This window comes from Stenotrophomonas oahuensis (genome assembly GCF_031834595.1).
Taxonomy (GTDB): domain Bacteria; phylum Pseudomonadota; class Gammaproteobacteria; order Xanthomonadales; family Xanthomonadaceae; genus Stenotrophomonas; species Stenotrophomonas oahuensis.
This window is the reverse complement of the sequence record NZ_CP115541.1, coordinates 2,599,881-2,615,432: the sequence shown is the minus strand read 5'-3', so window position 1 is coordinate 2,615,432 and position 15,552 is coordinate 2,599,881. Positions and strand designations below refer to the sequence as shown.

Below are 15,552 nucleotides of genomic sequence, written 5' to 3'. Positions count from 1 at the left end.
ATTGGCGCGACACCCCAGGTGTCGCAAGGCAGTACCGAGGTGGTACTGCCATGCCTGTTTTACAAGGCCGTCAAACTCACCAGCGGTAGTGGGCGAATGCCTTGTTGGCTTCGGCCATGCGGTGGGTTTCTTCGCGCTTCTTGATGGCACCGCCGCGGTTTTCCGAGGCATCCAGCAGTTCAGCCGCCAGCTTCTTCGGCATGGTGTTTTCACCACGCTTACGGGCCGAGTCGATCAGCCAGCGCATGGCCAGGGCCATCTTGCGCGACGAACGGACTTCAACCGGCACCTGGTAGGTCGCACCGCCGACGCGGCGGGACTTCACTTCGACCGACGGAGCCACGTTGTCCAGAGCCTTCTGCACCAGCTCGATGGAGTTCGGGTTCTTTTCGGCGATGACGTCCATTGCGCCATAGACGATCTTTTCAGCAACGGACTTCTTGCCGCTCAGCATCACCATGTTGATGAAGCGGGCAATGGTTTCGCTCCCGTGCTTGGGATCGGGCAGGACCGAACGCTGCGGCGTATTACCTTTACGAGACATGTGTACTTTCCCTTAGCTCTTCGGACGCTTGGCGCCGTACTTGGAACGGGCCTGGCGGCGCTTGGCGACGCCCGAGGCATCGAGCGAACCACGAACGGTGTGGTAACGCACACCCGGCAGGTCCTTGACGCGACCGCCGCGGATCAGGACCACGGAGTGCTCCTGCAGGTTGTGGCCTTCGCCACCGATGTAGCTGATGACCTCTTCCTGGTTGGTCAGGCGGACCTTGGCAACCTTGCGGAGGGCCGAGTTCGGCTTCTTCGGGGTGGTGGTGTACACGCGGGTGCAGACGCCACGGCGCTGCGGGCACTTATCAAGTGCCGGCGAGGCACTCTTATAAGTGGTTGCCTGCCGCGGCTTGCGGACAAGCTGATTGATCGTCGCCATCAGTATGTTCTTCTGAAGAGAGGCCGAGGGAAAAACGGCCAGGAGTGCGGAAATGTGCAAGCAGGCCCAAAAAACGGACCTGCCGAGACAGACGATTGTAGCAACCCCCCGAAAACACGGTCAACCGCGCGCACGGAAGGCCAGCCCTGATCCTGGGCCGTTACTGGGGCACCTTAGCTTCCTTGTCCCCCGTTCAGGGTGTCTACCAGCCCCCTTTCGAGGACCGGCGGGCATCCTACAGCATCGGCGGCAGTTAATCCAGCGGCTGCCGCCGGGTGCCGTGCCCTGCCCGGTTCAGCTGGGCAGGGTTTCGCGAAAAGCAGCCGGGCAAGCCCGGCTCTACATCAGTCTTCGTTCGACTCGGCGTCGGTGGACGCTTCCACGGCCGGGGCCTCGGCCACCGCCGGGGTGCCAACCAGGGTCTGCAGCTCCGATTCGGTCAGGCCCGTGGCATTGCGGCGACGGTTGGCGTGGTACGCCAGACCGGTACCGGCCGGGATCAGACGGCCGACGATGACGTTTTCCTTCAGGCCGCGCAGGTTGTCCGAGGTGCCGCGAACGGCCGCTTCGGTCAGCACGCGGGTGGTTTCCTGGAACGACGCCGCCGAAATGAACGACTCGGTGGCCAGCGAGGCCTTGGTGATACCCAGCAGGACCGGATCGAAACGGGCGATCAGCTCGTTGCGGGCCGACAGACGGGCATTTTCCTCGATGACGCGCTGGCGCTCGGCCTGCTCGCCATTCAGGAACTTGCTGCTGCCCTGGTCGGTGATCTCAACCTTGCGCAGCATCTGGCGGGTGATCACCTCGATGTGCTTGTCGTTGATCTTCACGCCCTGCAGGCGGTACACGTCCTGGATTTCCTTGACCAGGTAGGCGGCCAGCGGCTCGACGCCCAGCAGACGCAGGATGTCCTGCGGGCTCGGTTCGCCGTCCACGATGGTTTCGCCCTTGGTCACGTGCTCGCCTTCGAACACGATGACCTGACGGTACTTCGGAATCAGCTCTTCGTGCTCGGAACCATCGGTGTCCTTGATGATCAGGCGCTGCTTGCCCTTGGTGTCCTTGCCGAAGCTGATGATGCCCGAACGCTCGGCCAGGATCGCCGGATCCTTCGGCTTGCGGGCTTCGAACAGATCGGCCACGCGCGGCAGACCACCGGTGATGTCACGGGTCTTGGACGCTTCCTGCGGGATCTTGGCAACCACGTCGCCCACGCCGACGGCAGCGCCGTCCTGCAGGTTGACGATCGAGCGCGGCGGCAGCAGGTACTGCGCCGGCAGGTCGGTGCCCGGAATGCTCAGGTCGTTGCCCTTGGCATCCACGATGCGCACGATCGGACGCAGATCCTTCGCCTGCGAACCGCGACGCTTCGGATCGGTGATTTCGCGCGAAGCCAGGCCGGTCAGTTCGTCGGTCTTCTCGATGACGGTGACGCCGTCGATGAAGTCGATGAAGCGGATGAAACCGGCCACTTCGGACACGATCGGGTGGTTATGCGGATCCCAGTTGGCCACGGTCTGGCCAGCCTTCACTGCATCACCGTCCTTCGACGCGATCATCGAGCCGTACGGCAGCTTGTAACGCTCACGCTCACGGCCGTGGGCATCGAGCACCGAGATTTCGCCCGAGCGCGACACGGCCACCAGCGAACCACTGGCGTGTTCGACCGACTTCAGGTTGTTGAACTTCACCGAACCGGTGGTCTTCACCGTGATGTTGTCCACGGCAGCCGCACGCGATGCCGCACCACCGATGTGGAAGGTACGCATGGTGAGCTGGGTACCCGGCTCACCGATCGACTGCGCGGCGATGACGCCGACCGCTTCACCGATGTTGACCAGGTGACCACGGGCCAGGTCGCGGCCGTAGCAGTTGGAGCACACGCCGAACGCGGATTCGCAGCTGATGGTCGAGCGCACCTTGATGCTCTGCACGCCGGCGTCTTCCAGCTTGGCCACCCACTGTTCGTCCAGCAGGGTGTTGCGGGTCACGATCGGATCTTCGTCGTTGCCCGGCAGGAACACGTCCTCGGCCACGACACGACCCAGCACGCGGTCCTTCAACGGTTCGACGACGTCGCCGCCTTCCACGATCGGGGTCATGGTCAGGCCTTCGGTGGTACCGCAGTCCACTTCGGTGATGACCACGTCCTGCGCCACGTCGACCAGACGACGGGTCAGGTAACCCGAGTTCGCGGTCTTCAGCGCGGTATCGGCCAGACCCTTACGGGCACCGTGGGTGGAGTTGAAGTACTCCTGCACGTTCAGGCCTTCACGGAAGTTCGCCTTGATCGGCGTTTCGATGATCGAGCCGTCCGGACGGGCCATCAGGCCACGCATGCCGGCCAGCTGACGGATCTGCGCCTGCGAACCACGCGCACCGGAGTCGGCCATGATGTACAGCGAGTTCATCGACTTCTGGTCGATGGTCTCACCCTTGGCATTGACGACCTTCTCGGTACCGATGGTGTCCATCATCGCCTTGGCGATGCGTTCGTTGGTGCGCGACCAGATGTCGACCACCTTGTTGTAGCGCTCGCCAGCGGTGACCAGACCCGACTGGTACTGCTCCTGGATTTCCAGCACTTCGGCTTCGGCCTCGGTGAGGATGCCGCGCTTTTCGTCCGGGATCAGCATGTCGTCGATACCGATCGACACGCCGGCGCGGGTTGCGTAGGCGAAGCCGGTGTACATCAGCTTGTCGGCGAACACGACCGTGTCCTTCAAGCCCAGCTGACGGTAGCTGGAGTTGATCAGGCGCGAGATGTTCTTCTTGGTCAGTTCGACGTTGGCCAGCGCGAACGGCAGGCCTTCCGGCAGGATTTCAGCCAGCAGGGCGCGACCGATCGTGGTGTCCACGATCGAGGTCTTGTTCTGCTTGTTGCCTTCCTCGTCGGTCATCACTTCGGTGATGCGGACCTTGACCTTGGCGTGCAGTTCCACCACGCGGTTGTCATAGGCGCGCTTGACTTCGGCGATGTTGGCGAAGGCCATGCCCTCGCCCTTCTTGTTTTCCAGGGCGCGGGTCATGTAGTACAGACCCAGCACCACGTCCTGCGACGGCACGATGATCGGCTCGCCGTTGGCCGGCGACAGAATGTTGTTGGTCGACATCATCAGCGCACGCGCTTCCAGCTGGGCTTCCAGCGAAAGCGGCACGTGGACGGCCATCTGGTCACCGTCGAAGTCGGCGTTGAACGCAGTACACACCAGCGGGTGCAGCTGGATGGCCTTGCCTTCGATCAGCACCGGCTCGAACGCCTGGATGCCCAGACGGTGCAGGGTCGGCGCACGGTTCAGCATGACCGGGTGTTCGCGGATGACTTCTTCCAGGATGTCCCAGACTTCAGCTTCTTCGCGCTCGACCAGCTTCTTGGCGGCCTTGATGGTGGTGGCCAGGCCACGACGCTGCAGCTTGGCGAACACGAACGGCTTGAACAGTTCCAGCGCCATCTTCTTCGGCAGGCCGCACTGGTGCAGGCGCAGGTACGGACCGACCACGATGACCGAACGGCCCGAGTAGTCGACGCGCTTGCCCAGCAGGTTCTGACGGAAGCGACCCTGCTTGCCCTTGATCATGTCGGCCAGCGACTTCAGCGGGCGCTTGTTGGTGCCGGTGATGGCACGGCCGCGACGGCCGTTGTCCAGCAGCGCATCGACCGATTCCTGCAGCATGCGCTTTTCATTGCGCACGATGATGTCCGGCGCGTTCAGCTCGAGCAGGCGGCGCAGACGGTTGTTACGGTTGATGACGCGGCGGTACAGGTCGTTCAGGTCGGAGGTCGCGAAGCGGCCGCCGTCCAGCGGAACCAGCGGACGCAGGTCCGGCGGCAGCACCGGCAGCACGGTCATGACCATCCATTCCGGACGGTTGCCCGATTCCAGGAAGGCTTCGACCAGCTTGATGCGCTTGGTGAGGCGCTTGAGCTTGGTTTCCGAACCGGTGCTGGCGATTTCTTCGCGCAGGCGGGTCATTTCCGACTGCAGGTCGATGGTGCGCAGCAGTTCGTACACGGCTTCTGCGCCCATGGCGGCGTCGAAGTCGTCGCCGTGCTCCTGGCGCGCCTGCAGGTACTGTTCTTCGGTCAGCAGCTGGCGGCGCTCCAGGGCGGTCAGGCCCGGCTCGGTCACCACATAGGCTTCGAAGTACAGCACGCGCTCGATGTCACGCAGGGTCATGTCCAGCATCAGGCCGATGCGCGACGGCAGCGACTTGAGGAACCAGATGTGCGCGACCGGCGAGGCCAGGTCGATGTGGCCCATGCGCTCACGGCGCACTTTGGCCAGGGTCACTTCGGTGCCGCACTTTTCGCAGACCACGCCGCGGTGCTTCATGCGCTTGTACTTGCCGCACAGGCACTCGTAGTCCTTGACCGGTCCGAAGATGGCGGCGCAGAACAGGCCGTCACGCTCCGGCTTGAAGGTACGGTAGTTGATGGTTTCCGGCTTCTTCACTTCGCCGAAGGACCACGAACGGATCAGGTCCGGCGAGGCCAGCGCGATCTTGATCGCGTCGAAGTCCAGCGTCTGGCGCTGCTGGTTGAAGAGGTTGAGCAGGTCTTTCATGGTGTTTCTCCGAAAGGAGGAAATCTTTGTCGATGGGCTGTGCGATCACTTCCGGCGGCGCGGCTGCCAGGGCAGCCGCGCCTGCACGATCAGTTGTCTTCCAGTTCCATGTTGATGGCCAGCGAGCGGATTTCCTTCACGAGCACGTTGAAGGATTCCGGCATGCCCGCGACCATCTCGTGCTCACCGTCGACGATGTTCTTGTACATCTGGTTGCGGCCCTGCACGTCATCGGACTTCACCGTCAGCATTTCCTGCAGGGTGTAGGCCGCGCCGTAGGCTTCCAGCGCCCAGACTTCCATTTCACCGAAGCGCTGGCCACCGAACTGCGCCTTGCCGCCCAGCGGCTGCTGGGTGACGAGCGAGTACGGACCGGTCGAACGGGCGTGCATCTTGTCGTCGACCAGGTGGTTCAGCTTCAGGTAGTGCATGTAGCCGACCGTGGTGTGGCGGTCGAAGGCTTCACCGGTGCGGCCGTCGTACAGCTGGGTCTGACCGCTGCTCGGCAGGTCGGCCAGTTCCAGCATGCGCTTGATTTCCGCTTCGGTGGCACCGTCGAACACCGGGGTGGCCATCGGCACGCCGTCGGTCAGGTTCTGGGCCAGACGCAGCAGCTCTTCATCGCTGAACTGCGACAGATCCACCTGGTTGGCATGCTGGGTCTTGTCGTGGTTATAGATGTCGTCGAGGAACTTGCGCAGGTCGTTCAGTGCCGACTGGGCTTCCAGCATGCGCTGGATCTTGCGACCCAGGCCCTTGGCTGCCCAGCCCAGGTGCACTTCCAGAATCTGGCCGATGTTCATACGCGACGGCACGCCCAGCGGGTTCAGCACGATGTCCACGGTTTCGCCCGAGGCCATGTACGGCATGTCCTCGACCGGCACCACGTTGGACACCACACCCTTGTTGCCGTGGCGGCCTGCCATCTTGTCACCCGGCTGGATGCGACGCTTCACGGCCAGGAACACCTTGACCATCTTCAGCACGCCCGGAGCCAGGTCGTCGCCCGCGGTGATCTTGCCGCGCTTGTCGGCGAAGCGACGCTCGAATTCCTTCTCGTGCGCCTGGATCTGCTTCTGGGCGCGTTCGATGGCTTCCGAGGCGTCCTCGTCCTTCATGCGCAGCGCGAACCAGTCAGCCTTCTTCAGGCCGTCCAGGTAGGCGTCGGAGATGGTGTCGCCCTTCTTCAGGTTGACGCCACCGTTGACCACCTTGCCGACGATCTGCGAACGCAGACGGGCGTAGATGGCTGCTTCGAGGATGCGGAACTGGTCGTCGAAGTCCTTCTTGACGCGCTTGATCTCGTTTTCCTCGATCTGGCGCGCACGCTTGTCCTTCTCGATGCCATCACGGGTGAAGACCTGCACGTCGATGACGGTGCCGTCCATGCCCGGCGGCACGCGCAGCGAGCTGTCCTTCACGTCAGAGGCCTTCTCGCCGAAGATCGCGCGCAGCAGCTTCTCTTCCGGGGTCAGCTGGCTTTCGCCCTTCGGCGTGACCTTGCCGACCATGATGTCGCCGGCGCGCACTTCGGCACCGATGTACACCACGCCGGATTCGTCCAGGCGGTTCAGCGCCTGCTCGGACACGTTCGGGATGTCGGCGGAGATTTCTTCCGGCCCCAGCTTGGTGTCACGCGCGACGCAGGTCAGCTCTTCGATGTGGATCGTGGTGTAACGATCCTCTTCCACCACGCGCTCGGAGAGCAGGATGGAGTCTTCGAAGTTGTAGCCGTTCCACGGCATGAAGGCGATCAGCATGTTCTGGCCCAGAGCCAGTTCGCCGATGTCGGTGGACGGACCGTCAGCCAGCACGTCGCCACGCGCCACCACGTTGCCCACTTCCACCAGCGGACGCTGGTTGATGCAGGTGTTCTGGTTGGAGCGGGTGTACTTGATCAGGTTGTAGATATCCACGCCGGCATCGCTGGCGTCGGTGATCTCGTCCTCGTTGACCTTGACCACGATGCGGCCAGCGTCGATCTGCACGATCTCGCCACCACGACGGGCATTGACGGTCACACCGGAGTCACGTGCCACGGCGCGTTCAATACCGGTACCCACCAGCGGCTTCTGAGCGCGCAGGGTCGGAACGGCCTGACGCTGCATGTTCGCGCCCATCAGTGCACGGTTTGCGTCATCGTGCTCCAGGAACGGCACCAGCGCCGCTGCGATGGAGACGGTCTGCATCGGCGAGACGTCCATGAAGTGGACTTCCGCCGGCGGCTTCAGCAGCGATTCGCCCTGGAAGCGGCACGGCACGAACTGCTCGGTGAGCACGCTCTTGGCATCGGTCAGGGCATTGGCCTGGGCGATGACGTACTCGTTCTCTTCGATCGCCGAAAGGAACTCGATATCGTCCAGGACCTTGCCGTCCACGACCTTGCGGTACGGGGTTTCAAGGAAACCGTACTGGTTGGTGCGGGCGTACACGGCCAGCGAGTTGATCAGGCCGATGTTCGGGCCTTCGGGCGTTTCGATGGTGCAGACGCGGCCGTAATGGGTCGGGTGCACGTCGCGCACTTCGAAGCCGGCGCGCTCGCGGGTCAGGCCGCCCGGGCCCAGGGCCGAGACGCGACGCTTGTGCGTGACTTCCGACAGCGGGTTGTTCTGGTCCATGAACTGCGACAGCTGCGAGGAACCGAAGAATTCCTTGATCGCAGCAGCAACCGGCTTGGCGTTGATCAGCTCCTGCGGGGTCAGGCCTTCCGACTCGGCCATCGACAGGCGCTCTTTGACCGCGCGCTCGACGCGGACCAGGCCGACGCGGAACACGTTCTCGGCCATTTCGCCGACCGAACGCACGCGACGGTTGCCCAGGTGATCGATGTCATCGACCACGCCGCGACCGTTGCGGATCTCGGTCAGGACCTTGATCACGTCCAGGATGTCGGAGCTGTCGCCGTGCTCGGCGACCAGGCGCTTGGATTCTTCGTCGTTGCGCTCGCCGAAGTACTTGCTGTCATACAGCACGGCTTCGCCGGTGACTTCCTTGCGGCCGACGCGACGGTTGAACTTCATGCGGCCGACCGTGGACAGGTCGTAGCGCTCGAAGGTGAAGAACAGGTTGTGGAACAGGTTCTGCGCGGCGTCCTTGGTCGGCGGCTCGCCCGGACGCATCATGCGATAGATTTCGACCAGCGCTTCGAGCTGGGTCTTGGTCGGATCGATGCGCAGGGTGTTGGACAGGTACGGACCACGATCCAGATCGTTCACCCACAGGGTGCCCACGGCATCCACGCCGGCCTTGCGGAAGGCCTGCAGCTGCTCGTCGGTGATTTCGTCGTTGGCCTGGGCCAGCAGTTCGCCGGTGGCGGCGTCGACCACGTCGTGCGACAGGATGCGGCCGACGATGTAGTCGTCCGGCACGGCCAGGGCGGCAATGCCCGAGGCTTCCAGCTGCTTGACGTGACGCGCGGTGATGCGCTTGCCGGCCTCAACGATGACCTTGTCGCCATCGGCGAGGTCGAAGTTCAGGGTCTCACCGCGCAGACGCTCGGCGACCAGCTCCAGCTGCACGCCTTCGTCCGGATTGATGTGGAAGGTGTTGATCTCGAAGAACTGCGCGAGCATTTCTTCGTTGCTGTAGCCCAGGGCGCGCAGCAGGATCGACACCGGCAGCTTGCGGCGACGGTCGATACGGGTGAACAGGGCGTCCTTCGGGTCGAACTCGAAGTCCAGCCAGGAGCCGCGGTAAGGAATGATGCGGGCGCTGTACAGCAGCTTGCCCGAGCTGTGGGTCTTGCCACGGTCGTGGTCGAAGAACACGCCCGGCGAGCGGTGCAGCTGCGAGACGATGACGCGCTCGGTGCCGTTGACGATGAAGGTGCCGTTGTCGGTCATCAGCGGGATTTCGCCCAGATAGACCTCCTGCTCCTTCACGTACTTGATGGCCTTGGTCGACGACTCACGGTCGTAGATGACCAGGCGCACGGTCACGCGCAGCGGCGCGCCGTAGCTCATGCCACGCTGGCGGCATTCGCGTTCGTCAAAGACCGGTTCGCCCAGCTTGTAGCCGACGTATTCCAGCGCGGCGTTGCCGCTGTAGCTGGCGATCGGGAAGACCGACTTGAGGGCGGCGTGCAGGCCCAGATCACGGCGCTTGGCCGGATCGATGTTTTCCTGCAGGAACTCGCGGTAGGAATCCACCTGGATGGCCAGCAGGAACGGCACTTCGAGAATCGAGCGCTGCTTGCCGAAGTCCTTGCGGATACGCTTCTTTTCGGTGAACGAATAGGACGTCATGAGGTCTCACCTTGGCTGTGCGGGCCGTACCTGAGGGTACGGCTCGAAGGGAACATTTAAATTGTCAGTTGGAAGTCGCTGGTATTGCCGGCACCAGCACGCCTTCTCCTGCTACTTCCAACTGCCAACTCGTCTGCATCCCCTACCCCGCTGGCGCGCTTGGCGCGGCCGTGACGGAGCAGGACGGCAGCCCGTGTTGGGCTTGGTGTTGCAACAACGACCAAAGGCCGGGGGCTTACGCCCCCAGCCTTGGCTGCATCGCCGTGATTCGATGGCGACGCAAGGAACTGCTTACTTGACTTCGACAGTCGCGCCAGCAGCTTCCAGGTCCTTCTTGGCCTTCTCGGCGTCTTCCTTGGAAATGTTTTCCTTGATGACGCCACCGGCTTCGGCCAGGTCCTTCGCTTCCTTCAGGCCCAGGCCGGTCAGGGCGCGGACGGCCTTGATGACTTCGACCTTCTTGTCGCCGGCAGTCTTCAGGGTGACGGTGAATTCGGTCTGCTCTTCAACAGCAGCGGCCGGGCCGGCAGCGGCAACGGCGACCGGAGCAGCGGCGGAGACGCCGAACTTCTCTTCGATGGCCTTGACCAGCTCCATCACTTCCATCAGGGACTTTTCGGCGATGGCGTCGACGATCTGTTCGTTGGTAAGGGACATTTTGATTACCTTTGGATGATTTTTCTGGGTTAGGTTCCGTCAGGAACCACGTAACAAGCGAATCAGGCGGTTTCGGCGACCGGCTCGGCGGCGACAGCGCCACCGTCCTGCTTCTCGCCAACAGCCTTGACAGCGCGGGCGAACATCGTCACCGGCTCGGTCAGGACGCGGGCCAGCATGGCCAGGGCCTGATCGCGGGTCGGCAGCGAAGCCAGCACGTCAACGTGGCTTGCCGGGAACACTTCGCCACCGATGACAACCAGCTGCGGCTGCAGCTTGTCGTTGCCCTTGGTAGCTTCCTTGATGACGCGACCGGCAGCGCCGGGCTCGTCGAGCGAGAACGCGAACAGCATCGGGCCGGTGAACTTGGCCGCTGCAGCTTCGAATTCAGTACCCTTCACCGCACGCTCGGCCAGGGTGTTCTTGACAACCTTCAAGAACACGCCTTCCTTGCGGGCCTGTTCGCGCATCTTGGTGATCTGCGCGACCGTGGTGCCGGCGTAGTGGGCTGCGATCAAGGAGTGAGCCTTGGCAGCGACTTCCGCGACCTCGGCGACTACTTCTTGCTTCTGGGACAGATTGAGAGCCATTGCACTCCTCCAATTGAACTCCGCTTACGGCTCCTGCCGTGTGCGGTCCTGGGCGGCCTCCGTCCTGGATGCCGGGAGCATCGGATTGATGCTCCAAGGGTGGGCCGTTCTAGACCTGGATGGCCAACCTGGGTAACCCCAGACGTGCGTAAACCAGAAAAACTCCAGAAGGGCACCATCTACGCAGGTTGATTCCCGGGGGAACCGATTAAGCGGTGCATGCACCGCGCCTGCGGTCTTTGACGGCTGTCTTCACGGGGCGGACCCCGATCCGATGCCTTCAAATGTCACGGACACGAACCCGAGGGTCCGTGCCCGCTTCAAACACTTACTTCAGGGTCAGCGACGACTGGTCGACGGTGACGCCCGGGCCCATCGTCGAGCTGACCGAAACCTTCTGCAGGTAGGTGCCCTTCGAGGTAGCCGGCTTGGCCTTGATCAGGTCCAGCAGCAGCGCGGTCAGGTTCGACTTCAGCGCGTCTTCGGCGAAGTCGGCCTTGCCGATGGTGCAGTGGATGATGCCAGCCTTGTCGGTGCGGTAACGGACCTGACCCGACTTGGCGTTCTTCACAGCTTCGCCCGGGTTGGCCGAAACAGTGCCGACCTTCGGGTTCGGCATCAGGCCGCGCGGGCCCAGCACGGTGCCCAGCTTACCGACAACGCGCATGGCGTCCGGGGTGGCAATGACGACGTCGTAGTTCAGATCGCCGGCCTGCATCTTCTCGGCCAGATCGTCCATACCGACGGCTTCAGCGCCAGCGGCCAGGGCTTCATCAGCCTTGGCACCGGCCGGAGCGAACACGGCGACGCGGACCGACTTGCCGGTACCGGCCGGCAGCACGGTGGAGCCGCGGACCTGCTGGTCGGACTTCTTGGCGTCCACGCCCAGGCGCACGGCGACGTCGATCGACTCGACGAACTTGGCCTTGGTGGCGGACTTCAGGATGCTGATCGCTTCTTCGAAGCCGTAGGACTTGCCCGGAACGACTGCGGCCTTGATGGCCTTCTCACGCTTGGTCTGTGCCATCTTCTTAACCCTCCACCACGAGGCCCATGGAACGGGCAGAGCCAGCGATCGTACGCACGGCGGCGTCCAGGTCGGCGGCAGTCAGATCCGGTTCCTTCGCCTTGGCGATTTCTTCCAGCTGCTTGCGGGTCACCTTGCCCACCTTGTCGGTGTTCGGGCGCTTGGAGCCGGACGAGATGCCGGCGGCCTTCTTCAGCAGGGTGGTGGCCGGGGTGCTCTTGGTGATGAAGGTGAACGTACGGTCCGAATAGGCCGTGATGATCACCGGAACCGGCAGACCCGGCTCAAGCTTCTGCGTGGCGGCATTGAAGGCCTTGCAGAATTCCATGATGTTCAGGCCGCGCTGACCCAGCGCAGGACCGACCGGCGGCGAGGGGTTGGCCTGACCGGCCTTCACCTGCAGCTTGATGTAACCGACAACTTTCTTTGCCATTTGAGTGCTCTCCGGGTGCTAGCGCCTTGCGACAACAGGCTCCCCATCGGACCGGGAATGTCGCGTCCCGGCATCGCGTTTTGAATTCACGCAGAAGGCCACCTTGCGGCGGCCCTTGCTTTTGTCAGCTTCCTGACAGGAAGCCGCGCATGATAACAGGTTTTGGGAGGGCTGTCTGAATGGGGCAGGTCCGTCGACGGGCATGGCCCGTCGCTACAACAGCGCCCGGGTTGGGCGCAGCGGTCAGCCGACCTGCTTCTCGACCTGGCCGAACTCGAGCTCGACCGGGGTGGCGCGACCGAAGATCAGCACCGACACGCGGATGCGGCTCTTCTCGTAGTTGACCTCTTCGACGACACCGTTGAAGTCGTTGAACGGACCTTCGGTGACGCGGACCATCTGGCCCGGCTCGAACAGAACCTTCGGGCGCGGCTTCTCGACACCTTCCTGAACGCGGTTCAGAATGCGCTCGGCCTCGACGTCGGCAATCGGCAGCGGACGGTCGGCCGTACCACCGATGAAGCCCAGGACCTTGGAAGTTTCCTTGACCAAGTGCCAGCTTTCGTTGTCGATGCGCGGAATGCCGTTCTCGTCGTGGGTCTCGATCTGCACCAGCACGTAGCCCGGGAAGAACTTGCGCTCGGAACGGCGCTTCTGGCCGGAACGCATTTCAACGACTTCTTCGGTCGGAACCAGAACGTCGCCGAACAGCTCCTGCTTCTCATGGGTGACGATACGATCACGCAGCGCCTGTGCCACGGATTTTTCGAAGCCTGAATAGGCGTGAACCACATACCAACGCTTCACAGGTTTCTCCTTATCGGCCCAGGAACCACTGGGTCGCCAGCTGAATCAGGTAATCGAAACCGCCCAGCAGCAGGCTCAGAATGGTCACCACCACCATCACCACCCAGGTCATGCGGATGGCTTCCTGGCGGGTCGGCCAGACCACCTTGCGCAGCTCGAAGCGCGATTCGGACAGGAACTCACGGGTGTCGCGACCTTTGGCGGTCAGCATGAACACGGCCAGGCCAGCCAGCAGGCCGGCGATCACGCCAAGGCCGCGCAGCGGACCAGACCAGGCGCTCTGCGATGCGTTTTCGGGCGCACCGAACCAGAACCAAGCAAAAAGACCCGCGAGTGCCAGGAGCACTGCGGCGGCGTATTTGACAATGTCACCACCGGAAGCGGCGGTGTCCTTGGAATGCTCGATCTTGCTGTTCATCCGGCTCTGGCTGCTGTGGCGGCATGGCCGCTGGAAGGAGAAAGTGGCACGCCAGGAGGGACTCGAACCCCCAACCTGCGGTTTTGGAGACCGCTGCTCTGCCAATTGAGCTACTGGCGTACGTTGAAAAACACCCTTCCCTTAGACGGCGAAGGCGGACCGAGGTTCCCGGCCCGCCGTTCGCGAGACCGGCAGCGCTGTGCTGCCGCCGGTTCGTACTGTATTACGCGATGATCTTGGAGACCACGCCGGCACCGACGGTACGACCACCTTCGCGGATTGCGAAGCGCAGGCCTTCGTCCATGGCGACCGGGTTGATCAGGGTGACGACCATCTTGATGTTGTCGCCCGGCATGACCATTTCCACGCCTTCCGGCAGTTCAACCGCACCGGTGATGTCGGTGGTACGGAAGTAGAACTGCGGGCGGTAGCCCTTGAAGAACGGGGTGTGACGGCCGCCTTCGTCCTTCGACAGCACGTACACTTCGGCGTCGAAGGTGGTGTGCGGCTTGATCGAACCCGGCTTGGACAGCACCTGGCCACGCTCGACGTCGTCACGCTTGGTGCCACGCAGCAGCAGACCGGCGTTGTCACCTGCCTGACCCTGGTCCAGCAGCTTGCGGAACATTTCCACGCCGGTGACGGTGGTCTTCTGGACCGGACGGATACCGACAATTTCGATTTCGTCGCCGACCTTGATGATGCCGCGCTCGATACGACCGGTCACCACGGTGCCGCGGCCCGAGATCGAGAACACGTCTTCCACCGGCATCAGGAACGGCTTGTCGATGTCGCGTTCCGGTTCCGGAATCCAGGAATCCAGCGCCTCAACCAGCTTGATCACGGCCGGCACGCCGATGTCGCTCTGGTCGCCTTCCAGCGCCAGACGAGCCGAACCCGCGATGATCGGGGTGTCGTCGCCCGGGAAGTCGTACTTGCTCAGCAGTTCACGCACTTCCATTTCGACCAGCTCGAGCAGCTCGGCGTCGTCGACCATGTCAGCCTTGTTCAGGAAGACCACGATGTACGGCACGCCGACCTGACGCGACAGCAGGATGTGTTCGCGGGTCTGCGGCATCGGGCCGTCAGCGGCCGAGCACACCAGGATCGCGCCGTCCATCTGGGCAGCACCGGTGATCATGTTCTTGACGTAGTCAGCATGGCCCGGGCAATCAACGTGGGCGTAGTGACGGGTCGGGGATTCGTATTCGACGTGCGCGGTCGAGATCGTGATGCCACGTGCCTTTTCTTCCGGCGCGGCGTCGATCGCGGAGTAATCCTTGAACTCGCCACCGAAGCGCTCGGCACCGATCTTGGTCAGTGCGGCGGTCAGCGTGGTCTTGCCGTGGTCGACGTGACCGATGGTGCCGACGTTGACGTGCGGCTTGGTGCGCTCGAACTTACCCTTGGCCATGGCTGCTTATCTCGAATCGTCTGAATGGTGCACTTAAGATGGTGCTCACGAAAGGAATCGAACCTTCGACCTCCTCCTTACCAAGGAGGTGCTCTACCGACTGAGCTACGTGAGCGAGTTTTGTATTATGGCATGAATTTGAATATATTCAAACTCATTCAATGGAGCGGGAGACGGGGATCGAACCCGCACCATCAGCTTGGAAGGCTGAGGTTCTACCATTGAACTACTCCCGCATCGGAAGCTCTTGCCACAACATGAAACTGGTGGAGGGAGGTGGATTCGAACCACCGAAGGCGTAAGCCAGCAGATTTACAGTCTGCCCCCGTTGGCCGCTTGGGTATCCCTCCTTACCACCCTGTCCCGTCGTGCCGAAGCGTTTTCGGTGTGGGGTGGAAGAGCCCGCAATTTTGGGGATGAATCGGGGTTCTGTCAACAATCTTTTTCAACTTTTTCACACGAA

General features: G+C 62.7%; 11 protein-coding genes and 4 tRNA genes. All 15 read right to left on the bottom strand.

The window, feature by feature from the left end:
* Window positions 1-76: 76 nt before the first annotated feature.
* Complete coding sequence (gene rpsG / locus PDM29_RS11470) at window positions 77-544, bottom strand: 30S ribosomal protein S7 (protein WP_125358599.1); 468 nt, start codon at window positions 542-544, stop codon at window positions 77-79.
* 12 nt (window positions 545-556) lie between these two features.
* Entirely contained in the window at window positions 557-931 is a 375-nt protein-coding gene (gene rpsL / locus PDM29_RS11465; RefSeq protein WP_282298327.1) for a 30S ribosomal protein S12, read from the bottom strand.
* 344 nt (window positions 932-1,275) lie between these two features.
* The gene (gene rpoC, locus PDM29_RS11460) at window positions 1,276-5,499 is read right to left on the bottom strand and encodes a DNA-directed RNA polymerase subunit beta' (RefSeq protein WP_311190291.1); all 4,224 of its coding nucleotides are present in this window, start codon (window positions 5,497-5,499) and stop codon (window positions 1,276-1,278) included.
* Window positions 5,500-5,588: 89 nt separating this feature from the next.
* On the bottom strand, window positions 5,589-9,743 hold the full coding sequence (gene rpoB, locus PDM29_RS11455; protein ID WP_311190290.1) for a DNA-directed RNA polymerase subunit beta: 4,155 nt from the start codon (window positions 9,741-9,743) through the stop codon (window positions 5,589-5,591).
* A 291-nt stretch (window positions 9,744-10,034) separates the two neighbouring features.
* Window positions 10,035-10,400 carry a 50S ribosomal protein L7/L12 gene (gene rplL, locus PDM29_RS11450; RefSeq protein WP_311190289.1) on the bottom strand — a complete coding sequence of 122 codons (366 nt, stop codon included), beginning with the start codon at window positions 10,398-10,400 and terminating at the stop codon, window positions 10,035-10,037.
* 62 nt (window positions 10,401-10,462) lie between these two features.
* On the bottom strand, window positions 10,463-10,990 hold the full coding sequence (gene rplJ, locus PDM29_RS11445) for a 50S ribosomal protein L10 (protein WP_311190288.1): 528 nt from the start codon (window positions 10,988-10,990) through the stop codon (window positions 10,463-10,465).
* A gap of 328 nt (window positions 10,991-11,318) precedes the next feature.
* Window positions 11,319-12,017 carry a 50S ribosomal protein L1 gene (gene rplA, locus PDM29_RS11440; RefSeq protein ID WP_125358616.1) on the bottom strand — a complete coding sequence of 233 codons (699 nt, stop codon included), beginning with the start codon at window positions 12,015-12,017 and terminating at the stop codon, window positions 11,319-11,321.
* Between the two features lie 4 nt (window positions 12,018-12,021).
* Window positions 12,022-12,450, bottom strand: coding sequence for a 50S ribosomal protein L11 (gene rplK, locus PDM29_RS11435; RefSeq protein WP_279941644.1), 429 nt, complete (start codon window positions 12,448-12,450; stop codon window positions 12,022-12,024).
* Between the two features lie 243 nt (window positions 12,451-12,693).
* A complete protein-coding gene (gene nusG / locus PDM29_RS11430) occupies window positions 12,694-13,257 on the bottom strand; it encodes a transcription termination/antitermination protein NusG (RefSeq protein WP_311190287.1) in 564 nt (187 codons plus the stop codon).
* A gap of 10 nt (window positions 13,258-13,267) precedes the next feature.
* Window positions 13,268-13,675 (bottom strand): preprotein translocase subunit SecE, encoded by a 408-nt coding sequence (gene secE, locus PDM29_RS11425; protein WP_311190286.1) that lies wholly within the window; start codon window positions 13,673-13,675, stop codon window positions 13,268-13,270.
* Window positions 13,676-13,719: 44 nt separating this feature from the next.
* Window positions 13,720-13,795, bottom strand: a tRNA-Trp gene (locus PDM29_RS11420).
* Between the two features lie 103 nt (window positions 13,796-13,898).
* Window positions 13,899-15,089, bottom strand: a complete 1,191-nt coding sequence (gene tuf, locus PDM29_RS11415) for an elongation factor Tu (protein ID WP_311190285.1) — start codon at window positions 15,087-15,089, stop codon at window positions 13,899-13,901.
* A gap of 39 nt (window positions 15,090-15,128) precedes the next feature.
* Window positions 15,129-15,204: transfer RNA gene (locus PDM29_RS11410), tRNA-Thr, on the bottom strand.
* 47 nt (window positions 15,205-15,251) lie between these two features.
* Window positions 15,252-15,325 (bottom strand) — tRNA-Gly (locus tag PDM29_RS11405).
* Window positions 15,326-15,353: 28 nt separating this feature from the next.
* Window positions 15,354-15,439 (bottom strand) — tRNA-Tyr (locus tag PDM29_RS11400).
* Window positions 15,440-15,552 lie beyond the last annotated feature (113 nt).